This is a genomic window from Butyrivibrio sp. VCB2001, assembly GCF_000423965.1.
Lineage (GTDB): Bacteria > Bacillota > Clostridia > Lachnospirales > Lachnospiraceae > Butyrivibrio.
Genome location: NZ_AUIZ01000011.1, coordinates 74154 through 98071, shown reverse-complemented (window position 1 = coordinate 98071; position 23918 = coordinate 74154). Strand labels below are relative to the sequence as shown.

The 23918-nt window shown below is 43.9% G+C and carries 28 protein-coding genes; 27 read left to right on the top strand and 1 reads right to left on the bottom strand.

Annotation, left to right across the window (positions count from 1 at the left end):
• The first annotated feature begins 271 nt into the window (after window positions 1-271).
• The 25 genes from G589_RS0110880 to G589_RS0110755 all read left to right on the top strand — a co-directional run bounded on the left by G589_RS0110880 (window position 272) and on the right by G589_RS0110755 (window position 21768).
• Window positions 272-1090 (top strand): class I SAM-dependent methyltransferase, encoded by an 819-nt coding sequence (locus tag G589_RS0110880; RefSeq protein WP_026522164.1) that lies wholly within the window; start codon window positions 272-274, stop codon window positions 1088-1090.
• Window positions 1091-1269: 179 nt separating this feature from the next.
• Complete coding sequence (locus G589_RS21660; RefSeq protein ID WP_081669009.1) at window positions 1270-2454, top strand: NUDIX domain-containing protein; 1185 nt, start codon at window positions 1270-1272, stop codon at window positions 2452-2454.
• Window positions 2447-3232 (top strand): class I SAM-dependent methyltransferase, encoded by a 786-nt coding sequence (locus tag G589_RS21190; RefSeq protein ID WP_026522162.1) that lies wholly within the window; start codon window positions 2447-2449, stop codon window positions 3230-3232. Before G589_RS21660 ends, G589_RS21190 begins: the two co-directional genes overlap by 8 nt.
• A 25-nt stretch (window positions 3233-3257) precedes the next feature.
• On the top strand, window positions 3258-3998 hold the full coding sequence (locus G589_RS0110865) for a class I SAM-dependent methyltransferase (RefSeq protein ID WP_026522161.1): 741 nt from the start codon (window positions 3258-3260) through the stop codon (window positions 3996-3998).
• Window positions 3999-4006: 8 nt separating this feature from the next.
• Entirely contained in the window at window positions 4007-4516 is a 510-nt protein-coding gene (locus tag G589_RS0110860; RefSeq protein WP_026522160.1) for an NUDIX hydrolase, read from the top strand.
• A gap of 8 nt (window positions 4517-4524) precedes the next feature.
• The gene (locus tag G589_RS0110855; protein ID WP_026522159.1) at window positions 4525-4932 is read left to right on the top strand and encodes a GNAT family N-acetyltransferase; all 408 of its coding nucleotides are present in this window, start codon (window positions 4525-4527) and stop codon (window positions 4930-4932) included.
• A 19-nt stretch (window positions 4933-4951) separates the two neighbouring features.
• The gene (locus G589_RS19655) at window positions 4952-5509 is read left to right on the top strand and encodes a GNAT family N-acetyltransferase (protein ID WP_035775914.1); all 558 of its coding nucleotides are present in this window, start codon (window positions 4952-4954) and stop codon (window positions 5507-5509) included.
• Window positions 5506-5991, top strand: a complete 486-nt coding sequence (locus G589_RS0110845; protein ID WP_026522158.1) for an adenylate kinase — start codon at window positions 5506-5508, stop codon at window positions 5989-5991. The genes G589_RS19655 and G589_RS0110845 overlap by 4 nt, the downstream gene beginning before the upstream one ends.
• Window positions 5973-6755: a methyltransferase domain-containing protein gene (locus G589_RS0110840; protein ID WP_330366687.1), complete on the top strand. Its 783-nt coding sequence runs from the start codon at window positions 5973-5975 to the stop codon at window positions 6753-6755. The genes G589_RS0110845 and G589_RS0110840 overlap by 19 nt, the downstream gene beginning before the upstream one ends.
• 166 nt (window positions 6756-6921) lie before the next feature.
• Window positions 6922-7659: a sensor histidine kinase gene (locus G589_RS19650; RefSeq protein WP_051192326.1), complete on the top strand. Its 738-nt coding sequence runs from the start codon at window positions 6922-6924 to the stop codon at window positions 7657-7659.
• 2 nt (window positions 7660-7661) lie between these two features.
• Complete coding sequence (locus G589_RS0110830; RefSeq protein WP_026522156.1) at window positions 7662-8144, top strand: NfeD family protein; 483 nt, start codon at window positions 7662-7664, stop codon at window positions 8142-8144.
• A gap of 1 nt (window position 8145) precedes the next feature.
• The gene (floA, locus tag G589_RS0110825) at window positions 8146-9102 is read left to right on the top strand and encodes a flotillin-like protein FloA (RefSeq protein ID WP_026522155.1); all 957 of its coding nucleotides are present in this window, start codon (window positions 8146-8148) and stop codon (window positions 9100-9102) included.
• A 22-nt stretch (window positions 9103-9124) separates the two neighbouring features.
• On the top strand, window positions 9125-9850 hold the full coding sequence (locus G589_RS0110820) for a LytR/AlgR family response regulator transcription factor (RefSeq protein WP_026522154.1): 726 nt from the start codon (window positions 9125-9127) through the stop codon (window positions 9848-9850).
• A 305-nt stretch (window positions 9851-10155) separates the two neighbouring features.
• On the top strand, window positions 10156-11733 hold the full coding sequence (rsgA, locus tag G589_RS21185; RefSeq protein ID WP_051192325.1) for a ribosome small subunit-dependent GTPase A: 1578 nt from the start codon (window positions 10156-10158) through the stop codon (window positions 11731-11733).
• Window positions 11733-12554 carry an ornithine carbamoyltransferase gene (locus tag G589_RS0110810; protein WP_026522153.1) on the top strand — a complete coding sequence of 274 codons (822 nt, stop codon included), beginning with the start codon at window positions 11733-11735 and terminating at the stop codon, window positions 12552-12554. Before rsgA ends, G589_RS0110810 begins: the two co-directional genes overlap by 1 nt.
• A gap of 19 nt (window positions 12555-12573) precedes the next feature.
• On the top strand, window positions 12574-13434 hold the full coding sequence (locus tag G589_RS0110805; protein ID WP_026522152.1) for an NAD-dependent epimerase/dehydratase family protein: 861 nt from the start codon (window positions 12574-12576) through the stop codon (window positions 13432-13434).
• Between the two features lie 46 nt (window positions 13435-13480).
• On the top strand, window positions 13481-14200 hold the full coding sequence (locus G589_RS0110800) for a sulfite exporter TauE/SafE family protein (protein ID WP_026522151.1): 720 nt from the start codon (window positions 13481-13483) through the stop codon (window positions 14198-14200).
• A 95-nt stretch (window positions 14201-14295) separates the two neighbouring features.
• A complete protein-coding gene (locus G589_RS0110795; protein WP_026522150.1) occupies window positions 14296-15024 on the top strand; it encodes a MerR family transcriptional regulator in 729 nt (242 codons plus the stop codon).
• Between the two features lie 280 nt (window positions 15025-15304).
• Window positions 15305-15853 (top strand): GNAT family N-acetyltransferase, encoded by a 549-nt coding sequence (locus G589_RS0110790; protein ID WP_026522149.1) that lies wholly within the window; start codon window positions 15305-15307, stop codon window positions 15851-15853.
• Window positions 15854-15881: 28 nt separating this feature from the next.
• The gene (locus tag G589_RS0110785; protein ID WP_026522148.1) at window positions 15882-16652 is read left to right on the top strand and encodes a nucleoside phosphorylase; all 771 of its coding nucleotides are present in this window, start codon (window positions 15882-15884) and stop codon (window positions 16650-16652) included.
• A 21-nt stretch (window positions 16653-16673) separates the two neighbouring features.
• The gene (locus G589_RS0110780; protein WP_035775894.1) at window positions 16674-17447 is read left to right on the top strand and encodes an inositol monophosphatase family protein; all 774 of its coding nucleotides are present in this window, start codon (window positions 16674-16676) and stop codon (window positions 17445-17447) included.
• A complete protein-coding gene (cls, locus tag G589_RS0110775) occupies window positions 17448-19016 on the top strand; it encodes a cardiolipin synthase (protein ID WP_081669006.1) in 1569 nt (522 codons plus the stop codon).
• Window positions 19017-19076: 60 nt separating this feature from the next.
• Entirely contained in the window at window positions 19077-19739 is a 663-nt protein-coding gene (locus tag G589_RS0110770) for a sugar O-acetyltransferase (RefSeq protein ID WP_026522145.1), read from the top strand.
• An 87-nt stretch (window positions 19740-19826) separates the two neighbouring features.
• Window positions 19827-20426: a lysoplasmalogenase gene (locus G589_RS0110765; protein ID WP_196811878.1), complete on the top strand. Its 600-nt coding sequence runs from the start codon at window positions 19827-19829 to the stop codon at window positions 20424-20426.
• 253 nt (window positions 20427-20679) lie between these two features.
• Complete coding sequence (locus G589_RS0110755) at window positions 20680-21768, top strand: MFS transporter (RefSeq protein WP_026522143.1); 1089 nt, start codon at window positions 20680-20682, stop codon at window positions 21766-21768.
• A gap of 7 nt (window positions 21769-21775) precedes the next feature.
• On the opposite strand, the gene G589_RS0110750 is transcribed toward G589_RS0110755, so the two are convergent.
• The gene (locus G589_RS0110750; protein WP_026522142.1) at window positions 21776-22705 is read right to left on the bottom strand and encodes a phosphatase PAP2 family protein; all 930 of its coding nucleotides are present in this window, start codon (window positions 22703-22705) and stop codon (window positions 21776-21778) included.
• A 109-nt stretch (window positions 22706-22814) separates the two neighbouring features.
• On the opposite strand from G589_RS0110750, the gene G589_RS0110745 reads away from it, so the two are divergent.
• Window positions 22815-23504, top strand: coding sequence for a DNA alkylation repair protein (locus G589_RS0110745; RefSeq protein ID WP_026522141.1), 690 nt, complete (start codon window positions 22815-22817; stop codon window positions 23502-23504).
• Between the two features lie 49 nt (window positions 23505-23553).
• Entirely contained in the window at window positions 23554-23844 is a 291-nt protein-coding gene (locus tag G589_RS0110740) for a hypothetical protein (RefSeq protein WP_022765559.1), read from the top strand.
• The last annotated feature ends 74 nt before the right edge of the window (window positions 23845-23918 follow it).

Here is a 23918-nt window from a genome sequence, read left to right as displayed (position 1 = left end):
GCCTGCGATATCATAACAAACAATAAACCGATAAGGAGCACTTATGAATCAGCGATATATGTATAACTACATGGAGATTATGTACAGACGTATTCGCTTATAGCTGGATTTATCCACACAGCTGTGAGCCGATAGGTCTTATCTGTCTGTGTGGTTTTTCGTATATGATGATTTATGAAAAGCACATGGCAGATTGTAATCTTGCTGATGTGCTTTTTTGTTGCACAAGTCGTACAGGCAAATGGATGAGCGTAAAAAGGAGGATCATGAAATGGGACTAGAGGGAAAAGAGCTTGAAGAGTTATATCTGAGACAGTACTCAGGCGCAGGAGAAGAGTATCGTTTGTTCAGCACAAAAGTAAATGAAACAGAATTCAGATTGACTATGCACTACCTCCATAAATTTCTAAAACCCGGTGACAGGATCATAGATATCGGCGCCGGCTGCGGAGTTTACACAAATGCTCTGGCTAAGGAAGGCTACTCAATCGATGCAATTGACCTGCATCCGGACAACGTTGCTAGAATGAATGAACTCTTTAAAGATGCAAAGAACATAAATGTGCATCAGGGTAATGCGCTTGATTTGAAAGAGTTTAACGACAACACCTATGACCTGGTACTTGAGCTGGGCCCTGTCTACCATCTTCATAAGACACCGGAGAGAATAGCAGCGATAAAAGAAGCTGTAAGAGTAGCTAAAAAAGGTGCACCGATATTTGTGGCATTTGTGCTTCAGGATGCTCCGCTCATACAGTACATATTCCAGCATGAGAATCCGGCTGAAGAGATAAAGACAATAGGCTACGAAAGGGACACAGCCAGAGTCACAGACAATACCGGATCATCCATATACCTCGATACTATCCCAACAATAGATGAACTGACAGAGCTGGTGCTAAAAGAAGTGCCTGTCATAAAAGGTCCAAGATTTGCGCAGGATGGACTCTCACATGTCATCCGGGATTCAGTAAACAATATGTCAGAAGCCTCCTATAACGAGTGGCTTCAGTACCTGATAGCAACAGCTGAAAGGTCTGATCTGATGGGCTATTCCAACCATGTAGTGCAGGTTTTCATCAAGAAATGACGATGGCTATTTCTTGTGAGCTCCATGGTTATCGGATATAATTGAATAATGGTCCCTAGGGACGGGGGTTAGGGACCATTTTTGACCCCTGGGGACGGAGTCAGTGGCTCATTTTTGAGCCCTGGGGACGGAGTCAAGGGCTCATTTTTTTCGACAGTTTTGAAAAGAGGAGATAAAGTATGGCGGGACAGATTACGCACATGGAAGTAGCGTACAAGCTGATAGACAGATTGGGGATAGATGAGGGGAAAGCGGAATACATTCTCGGAAGTGTAGCGCCTGATTCGGTGCACTTTGACGAGGATTACCTGAGTAAGAAAATCCATTCCCATTTATTCGAGAACTGCGGACCATGGGGAGATACGCAGAACTACGATAACTGGATCATAAATATCAAAGCCTTTTGGAACAAGTATGTGGTAAAAGAAAATGACAATATCCGAAAGGCATTCTACATCGGAATAGTTGTCCATTGTCTCACAGACTATTGGAACGACCTCCTTATCTGGCGAGCTCTGCAAAAAGAGATGATTCCTCCAATGACCTACGATGGTTTCAAAAAAGCTTATTACCCTGAATCAACCAGAATAGACAGATGGCTCTATCAGAACATAGATGACGCCGATGAGATAATGAGACTTCTTGAAGACTCAAAGGCGGAAGATTTCGAGGACTATGTTAAGGCCATGTGCATGACTAAGATGAAAAGACATCTCATAGACGAGCAGTATAATCTTCCTGATCCTATTGATGTGTCCGGACATAAATTCTATAAAGCAGATATGATGCGCAGGTTCGTGAGCGAAGTACCGAATCGGGTTTTCGAGCAGATAAAAGAGTTTGGAGATAGCTCTCCGGTTCAGATGCTGCTTATAAATGATGACTATCTTGGACATGTAGAGACGCTTCGTCATGCCTGCAGAGGAATACTTGTAAAGGATGGAAAAGTTCTTTTGTGCCACGAGCCAAAGAGTGGACTTTACATAATCCCCGGCGGCGGAGTAGAAGAACATGAAAATTACGCTGATTGCTGCGAGCGTGAGATGCTGGAAGAGACCGGATACAGGACAAAGGCTATAACAGGATATCTTGATATTGAGGAGCTCTTTGACGTCTGGAGGCACATCAATCATTACTACATTTGTGAACTCATAGAAGACACAGGAGTTCAGCACCTTACAGAAGCAGAAATGCTTGCAGGCTACACAAATGCATGGGTTCCGCTTGAGCAGGCGCTGGAGATATTCGGTAAATACGAAGACTACCACGACAGTGACATAGCAATTTACGGGCTTTACAGGCGCGAGCTGGCTGCGCTTAATGAGTATGAGAAGTTCATCTCAGGAGGAAAGCGCAATGGATAACAGGTCTTTTGACTCAAAGAGAATAGCGCTGGGATACGCCAAGCGCCCGTGGCTTCACAAGTCTGTTATTGAACAACTGCTTAAAGACTGCAATCTTGGCGCAGCATATAAATTCAAAAACGGCCTCGACGTCGGCTGCGGAGCAGGTCTTTCTACAAAGGCTCTTCGTCTCATTTGCGACAAAGTGACAGGAACCGATATCGCGGACTCAATGGTAGAAGTCTGTAGAGACTTGTATGGAAAAGACCTTTCGTATTTCTTCTATGTTGCCAAGGCCGAAGAGACAAAGATGCCCGATACAAAGTACGACATAGTAACCGCCGCAGGCGTTATTAACTGGGTTGACGAGAAAAAGTTCATGGCAAATATGTTTGATGTCATGGAAGATGGAGGCCTGCTTGTTATATATGATTTCGGAATCACCGACAGAATGGCCGGGAGCGATGCCTACACCACATGGTATCGGGACGAGTATCTAAAGAGATTTCCTAAACCTTTCAGGAAGGAAAACAAGTGGACTCAGGCGGATTTGCCTGATGGTTTCACGATGGAGAAGCAGACTGAGTATGACATGGAGTATGAATTTGGTCTTGAATCATTTGTGGACTTCATGCTGATCCAGTCAAATGTGAATGCCAAGATCGAAGGTGGAAGCACAACAGCTGATGAAGCCAGAGAATGGATAGAGACGTCTCTTGCGCCAATATTTGAGCACAGTAAAAAGAACCTTATCTTCCACGGCTACAGCTGGTACATAAGGAAAGTGGCTACAGCCTAAAGACAACAGGGAATGGAGAGCGAAAATGCCCAAGCAGAACATATTTGACAACGAGACATTCTTTGAAGGTTACAAGAAAATAAGGGAAAAAGAATCCAACGCCAACGACCTCTTTGAAATCCCGACGCTGTTTTCTCTTTTGCCTGACCTGACGGGGAAAAGAGTTCTCGACCTGGGATGCGGATATGGCGAGCACTGCGTCTCTTTTGTTCAAAAAGGTGCAGACAGAGTTGTGGGCATTGACATTTCAGAGAAGATGCTGGAAGTGGCAAAGGCCAAAAACAGCAATCCGAAAATCGAATATCGTCTCATGCCAATTGAGGACATAGACCAAATAACAGAGAAATTCGACGTGGTCATAAGCTCACTGGCCCTTCACTATGTTGAGGACTTCGAAGGAGTAGTAAGGAACGTCAATAACCTCCTTACACCCGGCGGCGAATTTATCTTTTCACAGGAGCATCCCTTTAATACCTGCCACAGTACAGGCAATCGCTGGACCAGAGATGAGAACGGTGAAAAGATACATATCAATCTGAAGAACTATGGTATCGAGAAAGAGAACGAGAGTACCTGGTTTGTAGACGGCATTAAGAAGTACCACAGAATGTTTTCGACGATAGTAAATACGCTGGTAGAGGCCGGTTTTGTAATAGAGAAGATGGTAGAGCCGCTGCCTGATGAAGAACTTCTTAAGAAATTTCCGGAGCATAAAGATCTTTTCCATAAGCCGGATTTTCTGGTCATTAAGGCAAGGAAACATTGAGGATCAACATGAAAAGACTTTTTGAAATTGATTTAAAAGATTATAAGGAATCAGGCAACGTATTTCGAAGACCCTCTGCAAGAGCAATCATCAGAAAGGGTGATAAGATCGCGCTGGTGTACAGCCAGAAGGAGAAGTACTACAAATTCCCGGGCGGCGGAATACACGATGATGAGGACAAAAGACAGGCTCTTATCCGAGAGGTCAGAGAGGAAGTCGGAATGGTTGTCATCCCCGAGAGCATCAGGGAATTCGGAAGTGTCCTTCGCAGGCAAAAGAGTGATCGGGGAGAGGATACTATCTTCGAACAGGAGAACTTTTATTACTTCTGCGATGTAGAGGACGAGCTGGTAGGGCAGGAACTTGATGATTACGAGAGCGATGCGGAGTTTGTGCTGCGCATAGTAGATCTTGATACTGCAATCGAAGCCAATGACATATATTCCAGCGATATTTTTTTTGACGAGGTCATGATAAAAAGAGATCTCAGAGTGCTGAGATTATTAAAGGAGTTGTGAAGCTGACTATGGAGATAAGACAAATAGAGGATAACGAAAAGATTGGAGAGTTCATCAACAGGGAGTTCACGGATTATGCTGTGGACTGTGATGTGGCGCTGAACTTTGAGGAATTTACCTTCGCAGCAGAAGATGATGGAAAGATAGCAGGAATCATTACGGGACGAGCATATTACAACGAGGTTCATATAGGTGACCTGATAATCGGAAAAGAGTATAGAAGAGCCGGTGTCGGCAGCAGGCTTGTGGCAGCTGTTGAAGAGACTTACCGAGGAAGAGGTTATGACAAAATCGCACTCACTACCTTTGGATTTCAGGCACCGGAGTTTTATAAAAAGCTGGGCTATGAGCTTGAGTTTGTGAGAGAGGATAGGGATCCTAAGCTTTGTAAGTATTTTTACCTGAAGAAGATTTGATAATAGGAGAAAAGACCTGATGATTAATCTTGAGACAGACAGGCTGATCCTTAGAGACTACACTGAGAGCGACTTTGACGCCTACTACAGATTAAAAACCGATGATAAGACCATGTACTATATGCAGGATATCAGGCTGGACTTAGTAGATGATGCCAGGGCAGAATTCAGAGACGTGCTTGCAGATATGGAGAAGTATGACAGAGAGTTTTATTTCCTGCACATGGAACTTAAAGATACCCATGAGCAGGTAGGAAGCGTCGGATACACTGTTACAGGAACGACTCCGGTTGGCAAGCTTGTTCATTTGGGATACTTCACATATCCGAAGTTCTGGGGTAACGGATATATGTCCGAGGCAGTGAAGAAGGTACTTGAATTTGCTTTCACCAAGGACAACGTGTACAGAGTAACAACCGGATGCCTGGCTGAGAATATCGGCTCTGAGAGAGTTATGCAAAAAAGTGGGCTTATAAAAGAAGCTGAGCACATCGACTATGAGTGGCATGACGACAGGATGAAAACCCGCCTGGAGTACAGGCTCCTTCGGCATGAGTGGGAGAATATGCAGAAATGAAAAAAGTACTTGTACTGGGGTGCTCGGGAAGTGGTAAGAGCACCTTTTCAATTAAACTCCATGAGAAAACAGATCTTCCGTTGTACCATCTGGATAACATATGGTGGAAGGCAGACAGAACCCATATTTCCAGGGATGAGTTTGACGAGAAACTATCTGACCTTGTAAGCCGCGATAGTTGGATCATTGACGGAGATTACAGCAGAACTTATGAAAAGAGAATTGCAGCCTGCGATACAGTCTTTTTCCTGGATTACGGTGAGCAGGTCTGCATGGATGGCATTATAGGCAGAGTAGGGCAGGAACGTCCTGATATGCCATGGACAGAGAATAAGCTGGATCCTGAGCTTGTGGGGCTGGTTAAGAACTATGAGGAAGAAAACAAGCCGGTTCTTTACAAGCTCTTTTTCCAATATAAGGACAAGAACGTGATAACATTCCACACTAGAGAAGAGGCAGAAAAATGGATTACAGAAATATGAATACAGACAGAATAAATGAACTTAGAAAAGAATGGGAAGCAGAGGAGAAGATCGCCCACATTCACGGCTGGGACTTTTCTCACATCCATGACAGATACGAAGAGGAGGACGATCTTCCCTGGGATTACAAGAAGATAATTGAGGAGTACCTTGATCCTGACATGAAGCTTATGGATTTTGATACAGGTGGCGGAGAGTTCCTGTTATCGCTGGGACACCCTTACAAGAACACAGCAGCAACAGAGGGCTTTCCGCCAAACGTTGAGCTGTGCAAAGAGACTCTTTTACCCCTCGGGATTGATTTCAAACCTTGCGATAATGAGTCAGACATTCCTTTTGCCGACAGCTCTTTTGACATAATGATCAACAGACACGGCAGCTTTGACCCCAAGGAGATACACAGACTTCTTAAGGATGACGGAATATTCATCACGCAGCAGGTGGGAGGCAAGAACGACAGGGAACTGGTGGAGATGGTTCTTCCCGGCACACCTGAGCCCTTCTCGGAGTTAGAACTCGCTATCCAGAAAAAGAAATTTGAAGAAGCCGGATTTGAAGTGATTCGAGGAGAAGAGGTGTTCAGACCCATCAGGTTTTATGATGTAGGAGCATTCGTTTGGTTTGCGCGCATCATAGAGTGGGAGTTCCCCGGATTCTCAGTAGAGAAGTGCTTTGACAGGCTCCTTGAGATGCAGGAAGAGATTGATAAAAGCGGCTTCGTCGAGGGAACCATCCACAGATATCTCATTGTAGCGAAAAAGTAAAAATGAGCCCTTGACTCCGTCCCCAGGGATCAAAAATGAGCCCCTGACTCCGTCCCTGGGGCTCATTTTATGTCATTTCAGTGGGGATTTTGTATAATTGAGAGGATATGAATTGTCCAAAAAGGCAGCGATGCTATGATTGGTATATAGAATAACGGAGGCGGTTGTGGGAGACTCATCTTTTTATCTTATCGGTTTTGTCATATTGGTTGTAATACTCATTGCCTGTATTGCTGTCCTTGTAAGGAACTACATGAAGCTGATCGCAAGGAACGATGCACTTATGGAAAGCGTCGATAACCTGTGCAGGCTCAATGACAAACTCAGAATGGACAGACATGACTACCTTAACCATCTGCAGATTGTATATGGGCTGATGGAACTTGAGGAATACGATGAAATGAATTCGTACCTCAGAAAAGTTTACAAGGAGCTGCTAAAAACAGGAAAAGCTGTAAAGACGTCAAAGCCTGCTATAAATGCACTCCTGGCAGCCAAGATGGCAGAAGCTGAGGCACAGGGCATCGAATTTCAGGTCGATGTAAAATCAGATCTGAAAAAACTAGCCATAGAAGACTGGGAGCTGTGCAAGGTTCTCTCCAATCTGATAGACAATGCCATGAAGGCACTTGAGGATTCCACTGGCGAGGAAAAGAAGCTAAGAGTGCAGATCACGGAAACCCCTGAGAGATATATTTTCAGCGTGGATGACAATGGTCCGAAGATCCCCGAAGATATAAGAGATAACATTTTCAAAAGAGGCTTTTCAACCAAGAAAGGTGAAGGCCATGGAATGGGACTTGCGATCGTATCCGAGATTCTTGGTAAGAACAGTGGAGATATTGAGCTTTCGTCAGATGACGAGGAGACAGTATTTACGGTAAGCTTTGGAAAAGGAGAATGATTATGGGAGCAGTTCAGATATTGGGAGTTATAGTCCTGATAATAGGAATACTTCTGATAGGTGTCGAGTTCTATATGCCCGGCTTTGGCTTTCCGGGAATAGCAGGTATCATCTTTACCGCAGCCGGCATCTTTCTGACCGGAAACAGCATGCAGCAAAGAGTGATAGTGGGCGTCATAGCCATTGTCATAATCGCAGTAATGCTCGTGATAAGCATAGTGATATTCGGGTCAAAAAAGATAAAGTCACCCATCAAGCTTGATGAAGACCTGCCCGGCAAGAACCTGTTTATCGATGAAAAGGATATGGAGTATCTTATCGGGAAAAAGGGAGTTGCAATAACGGACCTAAAGCCCGCAGGAAAGGGCGAGTTTGATGGAGTCAAGCTGGATATTCAATCTGCAAATTATTACATAAAAAAAGATTCTGCTCTTGTTATAACAGAAGTAAAAGACAACAGGATAATTGTAGAGGAGGAGAAATAAAATGATGACAACTATTATAATAGCAGCAATTGTAATCATACTTTTGATCGTGTTCTTTGCTGTGATCCCTGTTGGAATGTGGATTTCAGCAGTAGCCAGTGGGGTTAAGATCAGTATCTTTTCCCTGGTAGGAATGAAGCTTAGAAGAGTTAAACCCGTAAAGATTGTAAGTCCGCTCATCAAGGCTACCAAGGCAGGTATAAATGTTACAACCAATCAGCTTGAAGCTCATTACCTGGCCGGCGGAAATGTAGACAATGTTGTAAATGCTCTTATAGCAGCAGAGAGAGCAAGCATGAACCTTTCCTTTGAGCAGGCATCTGCTATTGATCTTGCAGGACGTGATGTATTTGAAGCCGTAACCATGAGCGTTACTCCCAAGGTTATTGAAACTCCTCAGATCGCAGCAGTAGCAAAAGACGGTATAGAGCTTCTTGTTAAGGCTCGTGTAACTGTAAGGACCAATATCGACAGACTCATCGGTGGTGCAGGTGAGGCAACTGTTCTTGCAAGAGTAGGTGAAGGTATCGTAACTACTGTTGGTTCTGCAATCACTCACAGCAGCGTTCTTGAGAATCCTGATGATATCTCAAAGGTTGTACTTGAAAAGGGACTTGATTCCGGCACAGCTTACGAGATCATGTCCATTGATATAGCAGATATCGATATCGGAAGAAACATCGGAGCTAACCTCCAGAGTCTTCAGGCAGAGGCCAACACCAAGATTGCTCAGGCCAAGGCTGAGGAGAGAAGGGCAATGGCTGTAGCTCTTGAACAGGAGATGAAGGCAGAGGTTGTCAAGGCAGAGGCAGAGATTCCAAGAGCAATGGCAGAGGCCCTCAGGTCAGGAAATATCGGAGTGCTTGACTACTACAATCTTAAAAATGTCCAGGCAGATACCAAGATGAAAAACGATATCGGCAACAGTATCGCTGAATATGTCGAGACCAAGAAATAATAAACTTTGAAGGGGCGAAGTTATGATACGGGTAATGATAGTTGAGGATGAAGAACAGATTAGAAATATTCTTAAGAAGATGATAGAGAAAACATCCGATTGCGAAGTTGTATCCTCCTGCGGAAATTTTGCGGCGGCTATCAGCGACTTTATCAAGCTTCGCCCCGATGTTGTCTTCATGGATATTGACCTGTCCGGTGAGAGCGGCCTTGAATGTGCCAAGGCTATTACTGAAGTCGATCCCAAGGTGAAGATAGTTTTTGCGACAGCCCACAGCGAGTATATGGCCAATGCCTTTGAGATATACGCTTTTGACTATCTCGTCAAACCCTTCGATCTTGAGAGGATAGGCAAGACACTTGGCAGGATAAAGAGTATGACAGCGGAAAAAGAAACTGAGGCTAAAGCTGAAGGCTCTTTTGACAAGCTGGTCATCCGCGGAAAAGAAGAGATAAATCTCATTGATACGAAGGACATCATAATGATCGAGAGGACCGATGGCATAAGCAGGATAGTGACGGAGGATGAGACCTTCCTTACGTCGTCATCTCTTTCTTCTATACAGGAGAAACTCGATCCTGACAAATTCATGAGATGCCACAAGTCGTACATAATCAGAGTGGAAGCAGTCAAAAAGCTTGAGGTGTACGGCAGATGGACATATACGGTAACACTTAAGGGCACGGATGAAACTGCTCTTATGACTTCTGAAAAATATAATGAGATGAAACAGAAGCTGGTATTTTGACGAACTAAAAAACACGTTGACTTTAAAGCGCACATTTGTTACTCTGTGTAATGTAATAAAAATCTTAAGGAAAGCGAGGTAATCATAATAATGAGTGCAAACAGAACAGAGATTGTAAATGAATATAGTATGATGACCTCGGTTTATGCCTTCTGATATCTGCAAGGCGTTTATATAGCGTATTTAGACCGTGGCATTTTTGTCGCGGTTTTTTTATTGCGCTGTCTACAAGGTCTCCATACTATGGCTAATAACTAAAACTGAAAACAACATGAATTAGTAAACATAATCAAGGAGACAAAACATTGAATAATTTAATAATCAGAAAAGAAACTACAAGTGACTACTACGATACAGAACTGATGACCATGCGCGCTTTTTGGAACATTCACGGCCCGGGATGCAACGAGCATCTGATGGTGCATAAGCTCCGCAGTGCTGATGAATATCTGCCGGAGTTTAGCCGCGTTGCAGAGCTTGATGGCAGGATAGTTGGAGCAATATATTACTCGAAGGCTAAGGTTGTGGATGGCGATAAAGAACACGAAGTCCTGACCTTCGGTCCTCTGGCAGTAGAGCCTACATGCTTTAGCGCAGGGATAGGAGCGGCGCTGTTAAAAGAGACTATTTCTCTTGCCGTGGCAGCAGGATACAAGGGGATCGTAATCTGCGGAGAGCCACAGTATTATCCTAAGCACGGCTTTAAAACCTGCGACAACTTTGATATCCATCATCCGGCATTTGGAAATGCAGATGCGTTTATGGCACTTCCTCTTAACGACGGATTTGAAGATATTCACGGATTATTCTACGAGGCACCTGTTTTCGAGGAGTGCGAGGATGAAGAGGAGATAAAAGAGTTTACGGATAAATTCCCGTATTACAAGCCTCTTAAGCTTTCATGTCAGTGGCTTCATGAAGAAAAACTCGGAAGAATATCACAGGTAAGCAAAAACAGCTACATGATAAAATTCTGGGAACAGGAAATCCCTGCAAAGCTAAAGGGCAGTTTTTACGGAGAAGATGCAGACAAGCTTCCGGTAGTGGGAGACTATGTGACATTTCGCTATAACAGACAGGGGGATTCAATGATCCTCTCTGTATGTGAGAGAACGAGCTTCCTGCAAAGGCCCGACCAGGCCAAGACGGGAGTTATGCAGTACATGGTTTCCAACGTGGATTACTGCTTTATTGTCACATCCCTTAATGAGGACTACAACTACAACCGCATAGCGAGGTACGCAAGCATTGCACTTCAGGGTGGTTCTACTCCTGTCGTGATCCTTACCAAATCCGACCTCTGCAACAACACAGGAAGATATGTGCGTGAGGTGGAGCAGATCTCTGATAAAGTGCGAGTTCATGCAATTTCAGCGATCTATGGCATTGGCCTTGAGGAGCTCAGAGAATATCTGATCCCCGGAAATACGATCTGCCTCATGGGCTCCTCCGGTGTCGGAAAATCAACGCTTGTCAACACTCTGATAGGGGAGGACATCATGAAGACCTCAGAGATCAGAGAGGATGATGACAAGGGACGCCATACTACAACCATCAGAAGGCTTATCGAGACATCAAACGGGATCTGCTTTATTGACACTCCCGGAATGCGCGAAATAGGCATGGCAAACACCGCTGAAGGTATTGATGATACCTTTTCCGATATTGTAGAATTGGAATGTCAGTGCAAATTCAGTAACTGCAGGCACGAGACTGAGCCCAGATGCGCAATTAAAGCAGCCATCGCAAGCGGAGAGCTCTCCCCTGAGAGATATGCGCTGTACAAGAACCTTGGCTCAGAGAATACCAGGAACTACGCCAAGAAAAAAGAGATTTCCAAGTGGGCAAAAGCCTATAAGAAAAACAATAACAGGTATATGTAATGAAATCTTTTATAAGACTTACCGACCACAAAAAAGAAGATCTGCTAAAAATATTTGAGATTGCCGATACCATCGGGGAGTATGACGGATTCCTTAAGGGAAAGACCATAGTTATGTTCTTTCCTGCATCCAGCATTAGAACCAGAGTGTCTTTTGAAAAAGGAATATATCTTCTCGGTGGCCAGTCCATCTTGTTCGACCCAAAGACACTGGACAAGAAGGAAGAAATAAAGGATGTGTGCGGATATCTGCAGAACTGGGCAGATGCTGTTATAGTGCGCTATCCGGATATTAGCATGATTGACAGGATGGCTGATGCAATGTCAGCCCCTGTCATTAATGCCATGACAGATGACAACCATCCCTGCGAGATGATGTCCGATCTCTACACGCTTTCGGGGATCAGAGAGGATTACCTTGGCGATAAATACTTATTTGTCGGTGGCGATGGAAACATTGGCAGAGCCTGGAAAGAGGCATCGGATGCCTTTGGCTTTTCGCTAACTCAGTGTGGACCGGACAAATACCGGATTCCCGGAGCTTCTTTTGATGCGAGCCTTGAGAGTGCGATCGTAGGAAAAGACATTGTCTGCACAGATTCAATTCCGCCAAGTATGCTGGAGGATTTTAAGAACTATCAGGTGACAAAAGAGCTGATGGAGATGGCAAATGATAATGCGATCCTGAACCCGTGTCCTCCATTTTATCGCGGAGAGGAAGTATCTGCGGATGTGATTGATTCAGATTTCTTTGTTGGATATGAATTTAAAAAGAATCTTTTGAAAGTTCAACAGGCAATCATGATCTATGTTTTGAGCTGAAGGGAAAGAGGAGCGTGTTATGAAAATACTTGTTGTGGGTGGTACCAGATTTTTTGGAATTCCAATGGTCAATGCACTACTGTCCGCCGGCCATGATGTGACAATTGCCACGAGAGGAAATGCCAAGGCGGATTTTGCAGGAGAAGTGAAGAATGTAGTCTTTGACAGGACAGATCCTGAAAGTATTAAAAGAGCTTTAAGCGGCCTTAAGTATGATGTAATAATTGATAAGATTGCCTATGGCTCCAATGACGTAAAAGCTCTTTTGGAGAACGCATCCTGTGACAGATATATTCAGATGTCCAGCTGCTCTGTTTATCATGAAGATCATGCGGATATCAGAGAAGAGGAATTCATAACAAAAGATAATCCTCTGAAATGGCAGGACAGACTTCCTGATTATCCCGAGACCAAGCGAAATGCAGAGCGTGCAGCTCTTGAGTTTATGGATGAAGCTTCCTGCACCTTTGTGAGATATCCTGTTGTCCTGGGAGAGAATGACTATACCGGGCGACTTCGTTTCTACGTTGATCATATAAGGAACGGAAGTCCCATGTACGTTGATGATATGGACAGAGCAATGTCTTTTATCCATGAAAAAGAAGCCGGGGAGTTCATCGCATACCTTGCTGATCACCCATGTGACGGCGCTGTGAACGGATGCTCAAACGGAGTCATCAAGATTTCGGAGATCATTGATTATGCTGAAAAGAAGATTGGCAAGACTGCGATTCTTTGTGCTTCAGGTGACGCAGCACCCTACAATGGACTGACAGATACACTGAGCTTCAATACCGAAAAGGCAAGAGGTATAGGCTATACCTTTTCCAATCTGGACAGCTGGATATATGGACTCATCGATTATTATGTAGAAGCTTAAGTGCATATGAGACCATGGAAATTAACTTCAAATAAGGAATTGCAACATGATATCATGGATTATTGCAACGCTTGCAGCGTTTTATGTTAAGGGGCTTTGCGGATTCGCAAATACTCTGGTTTTTACGTCGATTTTAAGTTTTACGGCAGCTAATATAAATATCTCTCCTTTGGAGCTAGTTCTTGGATATCCGACAAACCTGATAATAAGCTGGAAAGAGCGAAAGTCGATAGACCTTAAGATTGTTCTTCCGCTAACGGTCATGGTGATCATCGGAAGCTTTGGAGGAGCTCTTTTCCTGAAGAATGTTGATGTTACAGTGGTTAAGATAATCTTCGGAGTGCTGGTGATAATTGTCGGCATAGAGATGCTGCTTAGGGAATTGTTCCACAAGAAGATGGAGAGCTCGAAGATACTGCTTACGATAATAGGAATTCTGTCAGGTTTTCTGTGTGGACTCTTTGGAGTCGGAGCTCTGCTCGGTGCATATGTTGGAAGGACGACAGATAATATGAAGTCTTTCAAAGCCAACATCTGCACAGTATTTGTGATTGAGAATACCTTCAGAATAGGTCTTTATCTCTTTTACGGAATCCTCACTGTTGCTGCCTTGAAAAGAGCCTTGGTGCTTGCACCATTCATGCTTGTCGGGCTTTTTGCGGGAATGTTTAGCGCCGGGAAGATAAGTGAGCAGGTAGTAAAAAAGATTGTGATCATCCTGCTGATCGTATCAGGAATCGCACTGATTCTGAACAATATACTTTAAAGAGGTTCATTCTGAACCTCTTTTTTCATAAAAGTGTTGACTCTGACGTTACGTAATAGTTTAAGCTATAATTACACGTGAAGGAGATGAAAGCCATGATGACAGTAAATGAAGTAAGTAAACTGACAGGAGTGAGTATACGCACCTTGCAGTATTATGACAAAATAGGGCTTCTTGCGCCGGCGGAGTATACCGGGGCCGGATACAGGCTGTATGACGATGCAGCCCTGGAGAAGCTGCAACAGATTTTACTGTTCAGGGAGCTGGAGTTTCCGCTAAAAGACATAAAGGAAATTGTGACCAGATCTGATTTTGACAAGAGGAAAGCACTGGATCAGCAGATTGGGCTCCTGGAACTTAAGAAGGAGCACATCGAAAACCTGATCGATATGTGCAAAGGACTAAAACTGAGAGGAGTGAGAAAATTGGATTTTAAAGCATTTGATATAAGTAAAATTGATGAATACGCAAAAAGAGCAAAAGAGCAGTGGGGAAAGACTCCCGAATTCAAAGAGTTTGAAGAAAAGGATAAGAATCGCACCGATTCTGAAAAGGCAGATATGATGGCTGATTTTATGAAGATATTTGAGGAGTTTGGTGCCATGAAGGAGCAAGATCCTGCATCTACTAGGCCCCAGGCTCAGGTTAAGAAGCTTCAGTCCTACATCACTGAGCATTTCTACCACTGCACCGATGAGATACTCTTTAGCCTGGGCAAGATGTACGCCGGAGGCGGAGAGTTCACCGAAAACATCGACAAGATGGGCGGCGAAGGAACTGCAGAGTTTGTCTATCAGGCAATCAAGGTATATTGTGGCAAGTGATAAATTGTCAGTAAAAATAACGTATATACTGAAAATTGTATTGACAACTCATAATACGCCCTTTATACTTACAACTAATTATCTCGGAGGAAAGTTCACCATATGACAAATACACATCTCGTCAACAGAATGGTCTTGGCAATGCTCGTGAATATTTTTCAGGAGTTTTGTTTACCATGCGAGATGAGGTAGAACTTTCAGTGTAGAAAGTATTATGTATGATTTAGACCTTATCAAGCACATTTGGTAAGGTCTTTTTTTATACAAAAGGAGGGAAATTATGAGAATCGAAGAAGAGACAATCACATTAAAGGACGGAAGAGAATTAACACTAAGATCCCCCGAGGAAAAAGATGCACAGGCGATGCTGGACTACATGATAAAGACTGCAGAGGAAACTCACTTCCTTGTAAGATACCCCGAGGAGATTCAGACAACACTTGATAAAGAAAAAGAGATCATAAACTTCGTGCTTGAAGCTGAGGATCGTGTATGGTTCACAACGTTTGACGGCGAAAGAGCTGTTGGCAACTGCTCAATTTCCCGAAACAGAAACCATATCAAACTAAAGCACAGATGCGATTTGGCAATTGCACTGACTCAGGAGTACACAGGGTGCGGACTTGGCACGATCCTGATGGAAAAGGCAATCGCAAAGGCAAGAGAAATGGGCTTTGAGCAAATTGAGCTGGGAGTATATGAAGACAACGAAAGAGGCCTTGCCCTGTACAGGAAGATGGGATTTAAAGAGACGGGCAAGATTCTTAGAGCATTTAAACTCAAAGACGGCACATACTTCGATGAGATAAATATGGTCCTGTTTTTATAAGCAGATATAAGCAGAGGGAGGACATGAAATGATAATAAAGAACGAGATACCAATACTTGAATACGATGATCACTCAGCTGAAGTAATAACTCCAAACCACGACTGGCCGGATCTTCGGCTTCCGAAGAAGTGCCTGTTTACATTTCTTGGCGATGTAGTTCCGAAATTTGCGCAGGAGCATAATGCAGAAATTGTTGAGAAATTCATCACGGTTTCACATACCGTTGAGATATATGTTCTTCATGAAGATGGTGAGGATATATGCCTTGTACAGTCTCTGATAGGAGCTCCGGGAGCTGCTTCCCTCATTGACTGCCTCGTAAGCTGCGGCTGCGAGAAGATAATTGCTGTAGGATCATGTGGAGTTCTTGCAGATCTTCCTGAGAATGTCTTTATTGTTCCGACAAAAGCTCTCAGGGCTGAGGGCACATCTTATCACTATCTTCCGGCTTCAAGATATATCGAGCTGGATAAAGAGCCCGTGGAAGCAATTGAGAGGTGTTTTAGTAAACATGATCTTCCATTTGTGACCTGTACAACCTGGACTACGGATGCATTTTTCAGAGAGACAAAAGACATGGTAAAATATCGTTTAGAGGAAGGATGCTCTGTTGTTGAAATGGAGTGTGCTTCACTTGCCGCAGTATGCAGAAAGCGCGGAGCAAGCTTTGGCCAGTTCCTCTTTACGGCTGATTCTCTTGCAAATGTTCATGAATATGACGTAAGAGACTTTGGATCAGGGTCTCATGAAAAGGCTTTGCTGCTGGGACTGGACGTACTGAAGGAATACACAGACTGACAGGAAAGGAACCACCACAAAATGACAATAGAAGACATCAAGCAGGTAGCAAGGGAGGCAGGAGATATCCTACTCACAGCCAAACGGCCCAAGATCATGGAAAAATCAGGACATGCAAACTTTGTGACCGAGACGGATGAGAAGGTTCAGAGGTTTCTTGTAGGCAGGTTAAAAGAGCTTCTTCCGGAAGCAGAGTTTCTCGGAGAAGAGGACGGGCAGGACGAGTTCTCAGCCAAGATGGCAAAAGGGTTCTGTTTTGTCATTGACCCTATAGACGGAACTTCCAATTTCATATATGAATACAGACCTTCAGTAGTATCCATCGGCCTTCTGAAAGACGGAAAGCCCTACATGGCGGTAGTCTACAACCCCTACGATGACATGATGTTCTCAGCCATTGCAGGAGAAGGCGCATATATGAACGGCGAGAGGATAATGTCCTCCGAGGCGCCACTTTCCGAGCAGCTCTCATGCTTTGGCACTGCGCCATATTATGAGGAACTGAGAGATAGGTCTTTTGACATAGCAAAGAAACTCCTTCCTCTGTGTGTAGACCTAAGGAGGTCCGGAACTGCAGCCTGGGATATGTGCTGCGTCGCCATCGGAAGGTGCGGACTATACTTTGAGCTTAAGATACAGATCTGGGACTATGCTGCAGCAGCACTCATCGCCAGGGAAGCAGGATGCACTGTGACAGATATAGAAGGCAATCCCCTTTCATACACAGGTGCTTCATCGGCGCTTTGCATGAGCAGAGGCGTAAAAGAGATTCCGACTTGCTTTAAGGAGGCTTGAATGATGGATTCAGAGGCAGGAATAAGGCTGAGCACGCACAGCAAACTCGGTATCTTGCGGATATTTTTCAGCCGTTTTATACTCATCTTTCTATTTCTTTTGGCACAGGTCTTTTTGTATTTTACGCTATTTGGCTGGCTTGAGAAGTACATTCCTTATTACGCTGTGCTTGAGATCATATTTGCATATGCAATGGTCATATATCTGTTCAATAATCGAATGGATGCTTCGGCTAAGCTGACATGGCTGGCGGTTATTGCATTGGTGCCCCTTTTTGGCGTTGCACTTTTAGCTTTTACCACATCCAATATCGGTCATAGAAGAACGCGCAAGAGAGTTGAGGAGATGATAAAACTCTCTGAAAATGCTGTTCCTCAGGACGGCGAAGTCATAGAAAAACTAAAGGGCGATCCTTACGGGACAGATGACCTGGTTAAGTATCTGAACCGAAGCGGAGATTTCCCAATCTTTACAAATACTGAAGTCACTTATTTCCCACTTGGAGAAGAAAAATTCAAAGCCCTTTTGGAAGAACTTGAAAAGGCTGAGAAGTTTATATTCCTCGAATATTTCATTATAGAAGAGGGCTACATGTGGGGAAAGATCCTGGAAGTCCTTGCAAGAAAAGCGGCGGAGGGAGTAGATGTAAGGGTCATGTATGACGGAATGTGTGAGATAACCCTTCTTCCCCACGACTATCCAAAGCGCCTTGCATCTCTCGGGATTCGGGCCAAGATGTTTGCGCCAATTGCACCATTTTTATCATCTCATTACAACAACAGAGATCACAGGAAAATCCTCGTCATTGACGGCAAGGTTGCCTTCAACGGCGGTGTTAACCTAGCGGATGAGTACATAAACCACAAAAAGATGTTTGGGCACTGGAAAGACACAGCAGTTATGCTTAAGGGAGAGGCAGTAAGGAGCTTTACCCTTATGTTCTTGCAGATGTGGAATCTCACAGAGCCTGAGCCTTCATTTGATCCCAAGTTCCTTGAACCCACAGGCTACCCTGAGACGGATGGCTTTGTTGTTCCTTACGGCGACTGCCCATTGGATGAAGACAAAGTGGGAGAGACTGTCTACATGGACATCCTAAACAGGGCAACAGACTATGTATACTTTATGACGCCCTACCTTATTCTGGATGGCGAGCTTCTGACAGCACTCAAGTACGCGGCTGAGAGAGGCGTGGATGTAAGACTCATTCTGCCGGGAATTCCGGACAAGAAACTTGCCTACGCTCTTGCTAAATCTCACTACAGCGAACTCACTGACTCCGGCGTTAAGATATATGAGTATACACCGGGCTTTGTCCATGCCAAGGTATGTGTCAGTGATGGCAAAAGAGCTGTTGTCGGAACCATAAATCTCGATTACAGGAGCCTTTATCATCATTTTGAGTGCGCAACATATCTTTATAAGGTGCCATGTATTGCGGATATTGAAGCTGACTATAATGACGCACTTTCGAAATGCCGCGAGGTAACGAGGGAGACTATAGCTCATGAAAAAATCGCTTACAAGGTTATTGGAGCACTGCTTAAATTTATCGCACCACTGCTGTAGGTGAGCATTCCATCATGGTATAATTATGTATATAAACTTTGGGGGACTTTGAAGATGAGTTTGAGCAACATAGAGAGAAGAGATCAGGGACTTGTTTACATCTCCGACGACTCGGTGTTCGAGGAGCAGAAGATTGCCCGTCGTATCACGCAGAAGCTTAACACAATGGACAGGTCGGATTTTGATTCCATCAGAAAGACCATTAGAGAACTCTTTGGAAAGATCGGAGAAAACTCTTTGGTTAACCCGCCGTTTTACTGCGACTATGGAACTCACATAGAGATCGGCAAGAACTTTTTTGCAAACTATAACTGCACCATGCTGGATGTAGGAATGATCCGCATCGGCGATAATGTTCAGATGGCGCCCAATGTGGCCATTTATACAGCCGGTCACCCGGTTCATCCTGCCACCAGAAATACCATGTATGAGTACGGGATTGATGTCACCATCGGCGACAATGTCTGGGTTGGCGGAAACGTTGTTATCTGCCCGGGAGTTACCATCGGCGCTAACTCTGTGATCGGCGCCGGATCTGTAGTTACAAAAGATGTCCCGGAGTGGTGCGTGGCAGCAGGAAATCCCGCTCGTGTGATCAGAAAGATCACGGAAGAGGATCGTAACAAGTATTTTGCGGGAAAAGAGATTGATGCAGAGGCCTGGGGGCATATTCAGAGGATCCAGGCTGAAGAAAATGATCCCGGTAAATATCCAACAGCCTGATATAAGTAAAGGAGACAAAATATGCTGCAGGTCATAATCCTAACTGCTTTATGTGCCGTTTTTGCAACGATATTCTTAAGAGCTGAAATGCATAACAAATATGTATCGGCTGATGTCTGGAAGGGATTTGCATCTCTTTGCTTTGTGCTGATCGGATTATTGAACAGCCCCGGAGGCAATGTGGCGACACTGCTTATCTATGGCCTTATTCTGGGATTTATAGCAGACATATTGCTAAACTTGAGATTCATCTTCAAGAAGAGAGGACAGCTGGCATTTCTTATTGGCATCCTCGTTTTTCTGGCCGGACACATTGTGTACCTTATCGCAATCCTTGAGATGTCCACAAACTGGAAGATATGCATTGCAATAGGACTTGCTCTGGCAGGACTTCTTATCCTGTGGCTTTTCCAGATCATCTCTGCAAAATTGCCGTTTGAGATTTTTGGTGTGATCTACATCGGAGCCATCATGCTGATGAACGCAGTTGCAGTAGGTAACCTGATTGCCAAGCCTTCGGCATTTACGGCGATATTCGCCCTGGGAGCCTTCTTGTTCCTGATCAGCGATATAGTTCTTATCATCAACACGTTCGGAAAAAAGTTCCGCGAGAGCTTTAGGATTTCCAACATTGTCCTGTACTATGCAGGACAGATCCTTATTGGCGTCAGTCTGATGTTCCTGTAAAAGAACCATCGGAAGATAGACAATATTCGGAAACAGTGATATTCTGACTAATAGAAAACTACGAAAGGAGAGCACATAGATGACCTGGAAAACAGTAAACCTTCATCTGATGAAAGGTAACGTTTTAGCTGTTTATGGGGATAGTGCGCTCTTTTTTAGGTAATAACCGACATAAGTATCAGCAGTCGGAATAAATTAAGAGACATTATCTCCTTATTCTTTTTAATGATCAAAAGATTAAGGAGATTTTTTTATGGATAAGAAAACAGCTAAAAAACAGATAAATAAATTACTTGGAATAGACGCCGTAGCAGGCCTCGCCATAGCAGGTGCTGCCTGGGTGGCACTTCTTGCTCAAAGAGGCTTTAGCACTGTAGAGATAGGTCTTTTAGAGAGCATCTTTCACATAACCAGCCTTACATTTGAGATCCCTTCCGGAGTTATCTCAGATGTCTTTGGCCGAAGAAAGACCATGGTGGCCGGACGAGTAATGGTGATAATCTCATCTCTTCTGATGATAGTATCTAAAGATTTCTTCACGGTGGCTTTGGCAATCGCGGTAAATGCACTCAGTTATAACCTGGCATCGGGAACCAGAGAGGCTCTTGCCTATGACAGTCTCAAAGAAGCCGGAATAGAGAGTGAGTATGATAAGTTTGCATCAACAGACCTTATGATCTATCAGATATTTGGCTCTGTAGGTACGCTCCTTGCAGGATTAGCTCTTTTCCTTGGATATAAAAGAGCTAACATGATAGATGCAGTAATTGGCGCTATCTCGGTACTCATAGCTCTTTCGCTGGTCGATGTAAAGACAAATCTGCAAAACGTCAGCAAGACCTCTGACAGATTTAAAAAGGTAATTTCGGAAAGTGCGGCTTTCATTAGACATAACAGAAAGGCCAGACTCATAATTTTGTTCAACTCCCTGATAGGTGCAGTGGACATACTGATACTTTTCTTTTTACAGGCCAAACTCCCGCTGATGGGGCTCAGTAATTTCTGGCTCGGACCTGCATTGTTTATCATGGGAATGGGAGCAGCAATAGGAGCTAAAGTGACGGAGTATTTTCCGGAAAAGAGATACAGAAGGATTGGGATCATTGCGACAATCGGCGTTATGTTAGCTTTTGCTTCTGTGTTTACGGGGAATATTTATCTTATGATAATAGGTGGTTTTATCGGAGCTTTCTCTGATAACTTCGTCCAGGTAAGGACGGACATACTGCTGAACACAATGATCCCGTCAGACCAGAGAGCAACGCTGATGTCAGTAAACTCTTTTGCCTTTTCCATGGTGATGATCGTGCTCTCACCGATATTTGGAATGATATTTGCGTAAGGAAACATCACTTATCTATGAGCCTGAAAGAGAAAGGATATACGCCGACTGTAACAAAGGACACGATAAGATAACGAACACTCCTTACAACACCCGCAAGTAGATTTCCTGATTCAAGAAACTCCTTGTGGAAAGGCAGTTTAAGTACTTCATTTAAGATCAGATAAATAGCAACACCACAGAAAATCCTCAGAATGCATATCAGAGGATTTTTTGTATTTTTGAAGTGAACAAATCTCTTTTCAAACTCAAAGGCACCATAGATTCCGCCCACAAGTCCCAGGCAGGTGAAATAGTCTGTGGTCTTGCAGTAGAAAAGTCCAAGACATGATACCAGGAATATCCCAAGGTAGATGAGCCAGGTCTTTTCCTCGGGGACCTTGTTTCTTAAGAAGGTGATGAGCCAGATGCAAAAGAAACCTGATAACCATCCCAGAAGAACGTCGGTGGGATAGTGGACGCCTACTACCACTCTTGAAAAGCCTACCAGGAAAATGATGATACCACAGATTATGGAAACCCATCTTTTTCGGACTTTCAGAGCGATGGTGCCAAACGCTATTGCTGCATTGGTTGAATGACCGCTTGGGAAAGACAAGCCCTGTGCTGCGATATCATACAGATCATGCTCTTTATCAAGAGGCCTGTAACATGTTATGGATTCGTGGTCAAAGTAGGGGCGTCTTCTCCAGAATATATTTTTGATAAGCGGATTTATTATGGTTCCGAGAATCATGATAGAACCTATGTGCTCGCCGAATTTCTTGTCATAGCACCAATAGGTAAAAGCTAAAAGAAGTATAAGAAAAAATTCCTCGCCAAGGGCTGAAAATGCAGAAACAATGCCGGCTCCTGTGGGACCCAGCACGCTTTGCAGCCATTCCATCAGAGAAACTTCAAAATCAAAATAAAAGGTGTTACCTGTGAGTGTTTCCATTTTTTCCCTCGCATTCCCCCAATATACTTCATAAATATTACTACGAAATGGTAACAACGGGCAATTTCTTTGGTAGAATGGATAACATAGGAGCAAGGAGGCAGAAAATATGACTGTTGAGGGCATCAGAGAAAAGTTATTTGAGCTTCAGGATGAGAAATACAGGGATTTTCAGCAGGGACTCATACCGTCAGTGGAGCAGAAGGAATTTATCGGTATCAGAACCCCTGCGCTCAGAAAGCTGGCAAAAGAGCTGTATAAGTCCGGAGAACTTGATGAGTTTTTTAGAGATCTTCCTCATAAATACTTTGATGAGAATCAGCTCCACGCCTTTGCCATATCTGAGATCAAAGATTTTGATGAGTGCATGAAGGCTTTGGAAGAGTTTCTTCCCTTTGTGGACAACTGGGCAACTTCCGACCAGATGTCGCCTAAGGTATTTAAGAAAAATAAGGAAGAGCTCTTTTCCCATATAAAGAAGTGGCTACAGTCTGATCACACTTATACCGTCAGGTTTGGAATCGGAATGCTTATGCAGCATTTCCTTGATGAGGACTTTGATCTGTCATACCCCGAGATGGTCGCGGGGATCCGCTCCGATGAGTACTACATCAACATGATGATTGCCTGGTACTTCGCCACAGCCCTTGCCAAACAGTACGAGAGCATACTTCCATTTATTGAGGAAAAGAGGCTTTCTCCCTGGACTCATAATAAGGCAATACAAAAGTCTGTGGAGAGTTATCGCATCACAGATGAGCAAAAGACATATTTGCGTAGACTAAAAGTTAAAATCTGATATAATAGTATTCTTGGCTTTTTTAAATTCAAATAGGGAGGATAAAATAATGGGAATCAATTCAATCGACGCAGAGGACGATCAGTTTGCATATCGTTATGACACACAGCTTCTTATTGACAGAAGAGACAAGGACCTCGATGAGGATGAGATAGCAGATTACATCACCGAGAATTTTGAGGGGAACAGCCTTATTGCTGCAGGTGATGAAGACCTTGTTAAGATTCATTTCCATACCAATGAGCCCTGGAAGGTTTTGGAGTATTGCAACACCGTCGGAGAGATTTATGACATCGTTGTCGAAGACATGATTCGTCAGTCTTCCGGAAAGCAAGGCTGATACTGGACTTTAACGTGGTGCAGTTATACAGAGTTTCCTTGCTAAATGTTCCCGTATACAGTATAATGGTTTGG

Bases quoted from the DNA above. Each gene is read 5' to 3' on its own strand.
- G589_RS0110740 (WP_022765559.1), top strand. From the start codon at position 23,554: ATGGGAATCAATTCAATCGACGCAGAGGACGATCAGTTTGCATATCGT.
- G589_RS0110830 (WP_026522156.1), top strand. From the start codon at position 7,662: ATGGGAGCAGTTCAGATATTGGGAGTTATAGTCCTGATAATAGGAATA.
- G589_RS0110845 (WP_026522158.1), top strand. From the start codon at position 5,506: ATGAAAAAAGTACTTGTACTGGGGTGCTCGGGAAGTGGTAAGAGCACC.
- G589_RS0110765 (WP_196811878.1), top strand. From the start codon at position 19,827: ATGCATAACAAATATGTATCGGCTGATGTCTGGAAGGGATTTGCATCT.
- G589_RS0110800 (WP_026522151.1), top strand. From the start codon at position 13,481: ATGATATCATGGATTATTGCAACGCTTGCAGCGTTTTATGTTAAGGGG.
- G589_RS0110805 (WP_026522152.1), top strand. From the start codon at position 12,574: ATGAAAATACTTGTTGTGGGTGGTACCAGATTTTTTGGAATTCCAATG.
- G589_RS0110860 (WP_026522160.1), top strand. From the start codon at position 4,007: ATGAAAAGACTTTTTGAAATTGATTTAAAAGATTATAAGGAATCAGGC.
- G589_RS0110745 (WP_026522141.1), top strand. From the start codon at position 22,815: ATGACTGTTGAGGGCATCAGAGAAAAGTTATTTGAGCTTCAGGATGAG.
- G589_RS0110750 (WP_026522142.1), bottom strand. From the start codon at position 22,705: ATGGAAACACTCACAGGTAACACCTTTTATTTTGATTTTGAAGTTTCT.
- floA (WP_026522155.1), top strand. From the start codon at position 8,146: ATGATGACAACTATTATAATAGCAGCAATTGTAATCATACTTTTGATC.
- G589_RS19655 (WP_035775914.1), top strand. From the start codon at position 4,952: ATGATTAATCTTGAGACAGACAGGCTGATCCTTAGAGACTACACTGAG.
- cls (WP_081669006.1), top strand. From the start codon at position 17,448: ATGATGGATTCAGAGGCAGGAATAAGGCTGAGCACGCACAGCAAACTC.
- G589_RS0110880 (WP_026522164.1), top strand. From the start codon at position 272: ATGGGACTAGAGGGAAAAGAGCTTGAAGAGTTATATCTGAGACAGTAC.
- G589_RS0110785 (WP_026522148.1), top strand. From the start codon at position 15,882: ATGATAATAAAGAACGAGATACCAATACTTGAATACGATGATCACTCA.
- G589_RS0110840 (WP_330366687.1), top strand. From the start codon at position 5,973: ATGGATTACAGAAATATGAATACAGACAGAATAAATGAACTTAGAAAA.
- G589_RS0110795 (WP_026522150.1), top strand. From the start codon at position 14,296: ATGATGACAGTAAATGAAGTAAGTAAACTGACAGGAGTGAGTATACGC.
- G589_RS0110790 (WP_026522149.1), top strand. From the start codon at position 15,305: ATGAGAATCGAAGAAGAGACAATCACATTAAAGGACGGAAGAGAATTA.
- G589_RS0110780 (WP_035775894.1), top strand. From the start codon at position 16,674: ATGACAATAGAAGACATCAAGCAGGTAGCAAGGGAGGCAGGAGATATC.
- G589_RS0110865 (WP_026522161.1), top strand. From the start codon at position 3,258: ATGCCCAAGCAGAACATATTTGACAACGAGACATTCTTTGAAGGTTAC.
- G589_RS0110755 (WP_026522143.1), top strand. From the start codon at position 20,680: ATGGATAAGAAAACAGCTAAAAAACAGATAAATAAATTACTTGGAATA.
- G589_RS0110820 (WP_026522154.1), top strand. From the start codon at position 9,125: ATGATACGGGTAATGATAGTTGAGGATGAAGAACAGATTAGAAATATT.
- G589_RS21660 (WP_081669009.1), top strand. From the start codon at position 1,270: ATGGCGGGACAGATTACGCACATGGAAGTAGCGTACAAGCTGATAGAC.
- G589_RS21190 (WP_026522162.1), top strand. From the start codon at position 2,447: ATGGATAACAGGTCTTTTGACTCAAAGAGAATAGCGCTGGGATACGCC.
- G589_RS0110810 (WP_026522153.1), top strand. From the start codon at position 11,733: ATGAAATCTTTTATAAGACTTACCGACCACAAAAAAGAAGATCTGCTA.
- G589_RS0110855 (WP_026522159.1), top strand. From the start codon at position 4,525: ATGGAGATAAGACAAATAGAGGATAACGAAAAGATTGGAGAGTTCATC.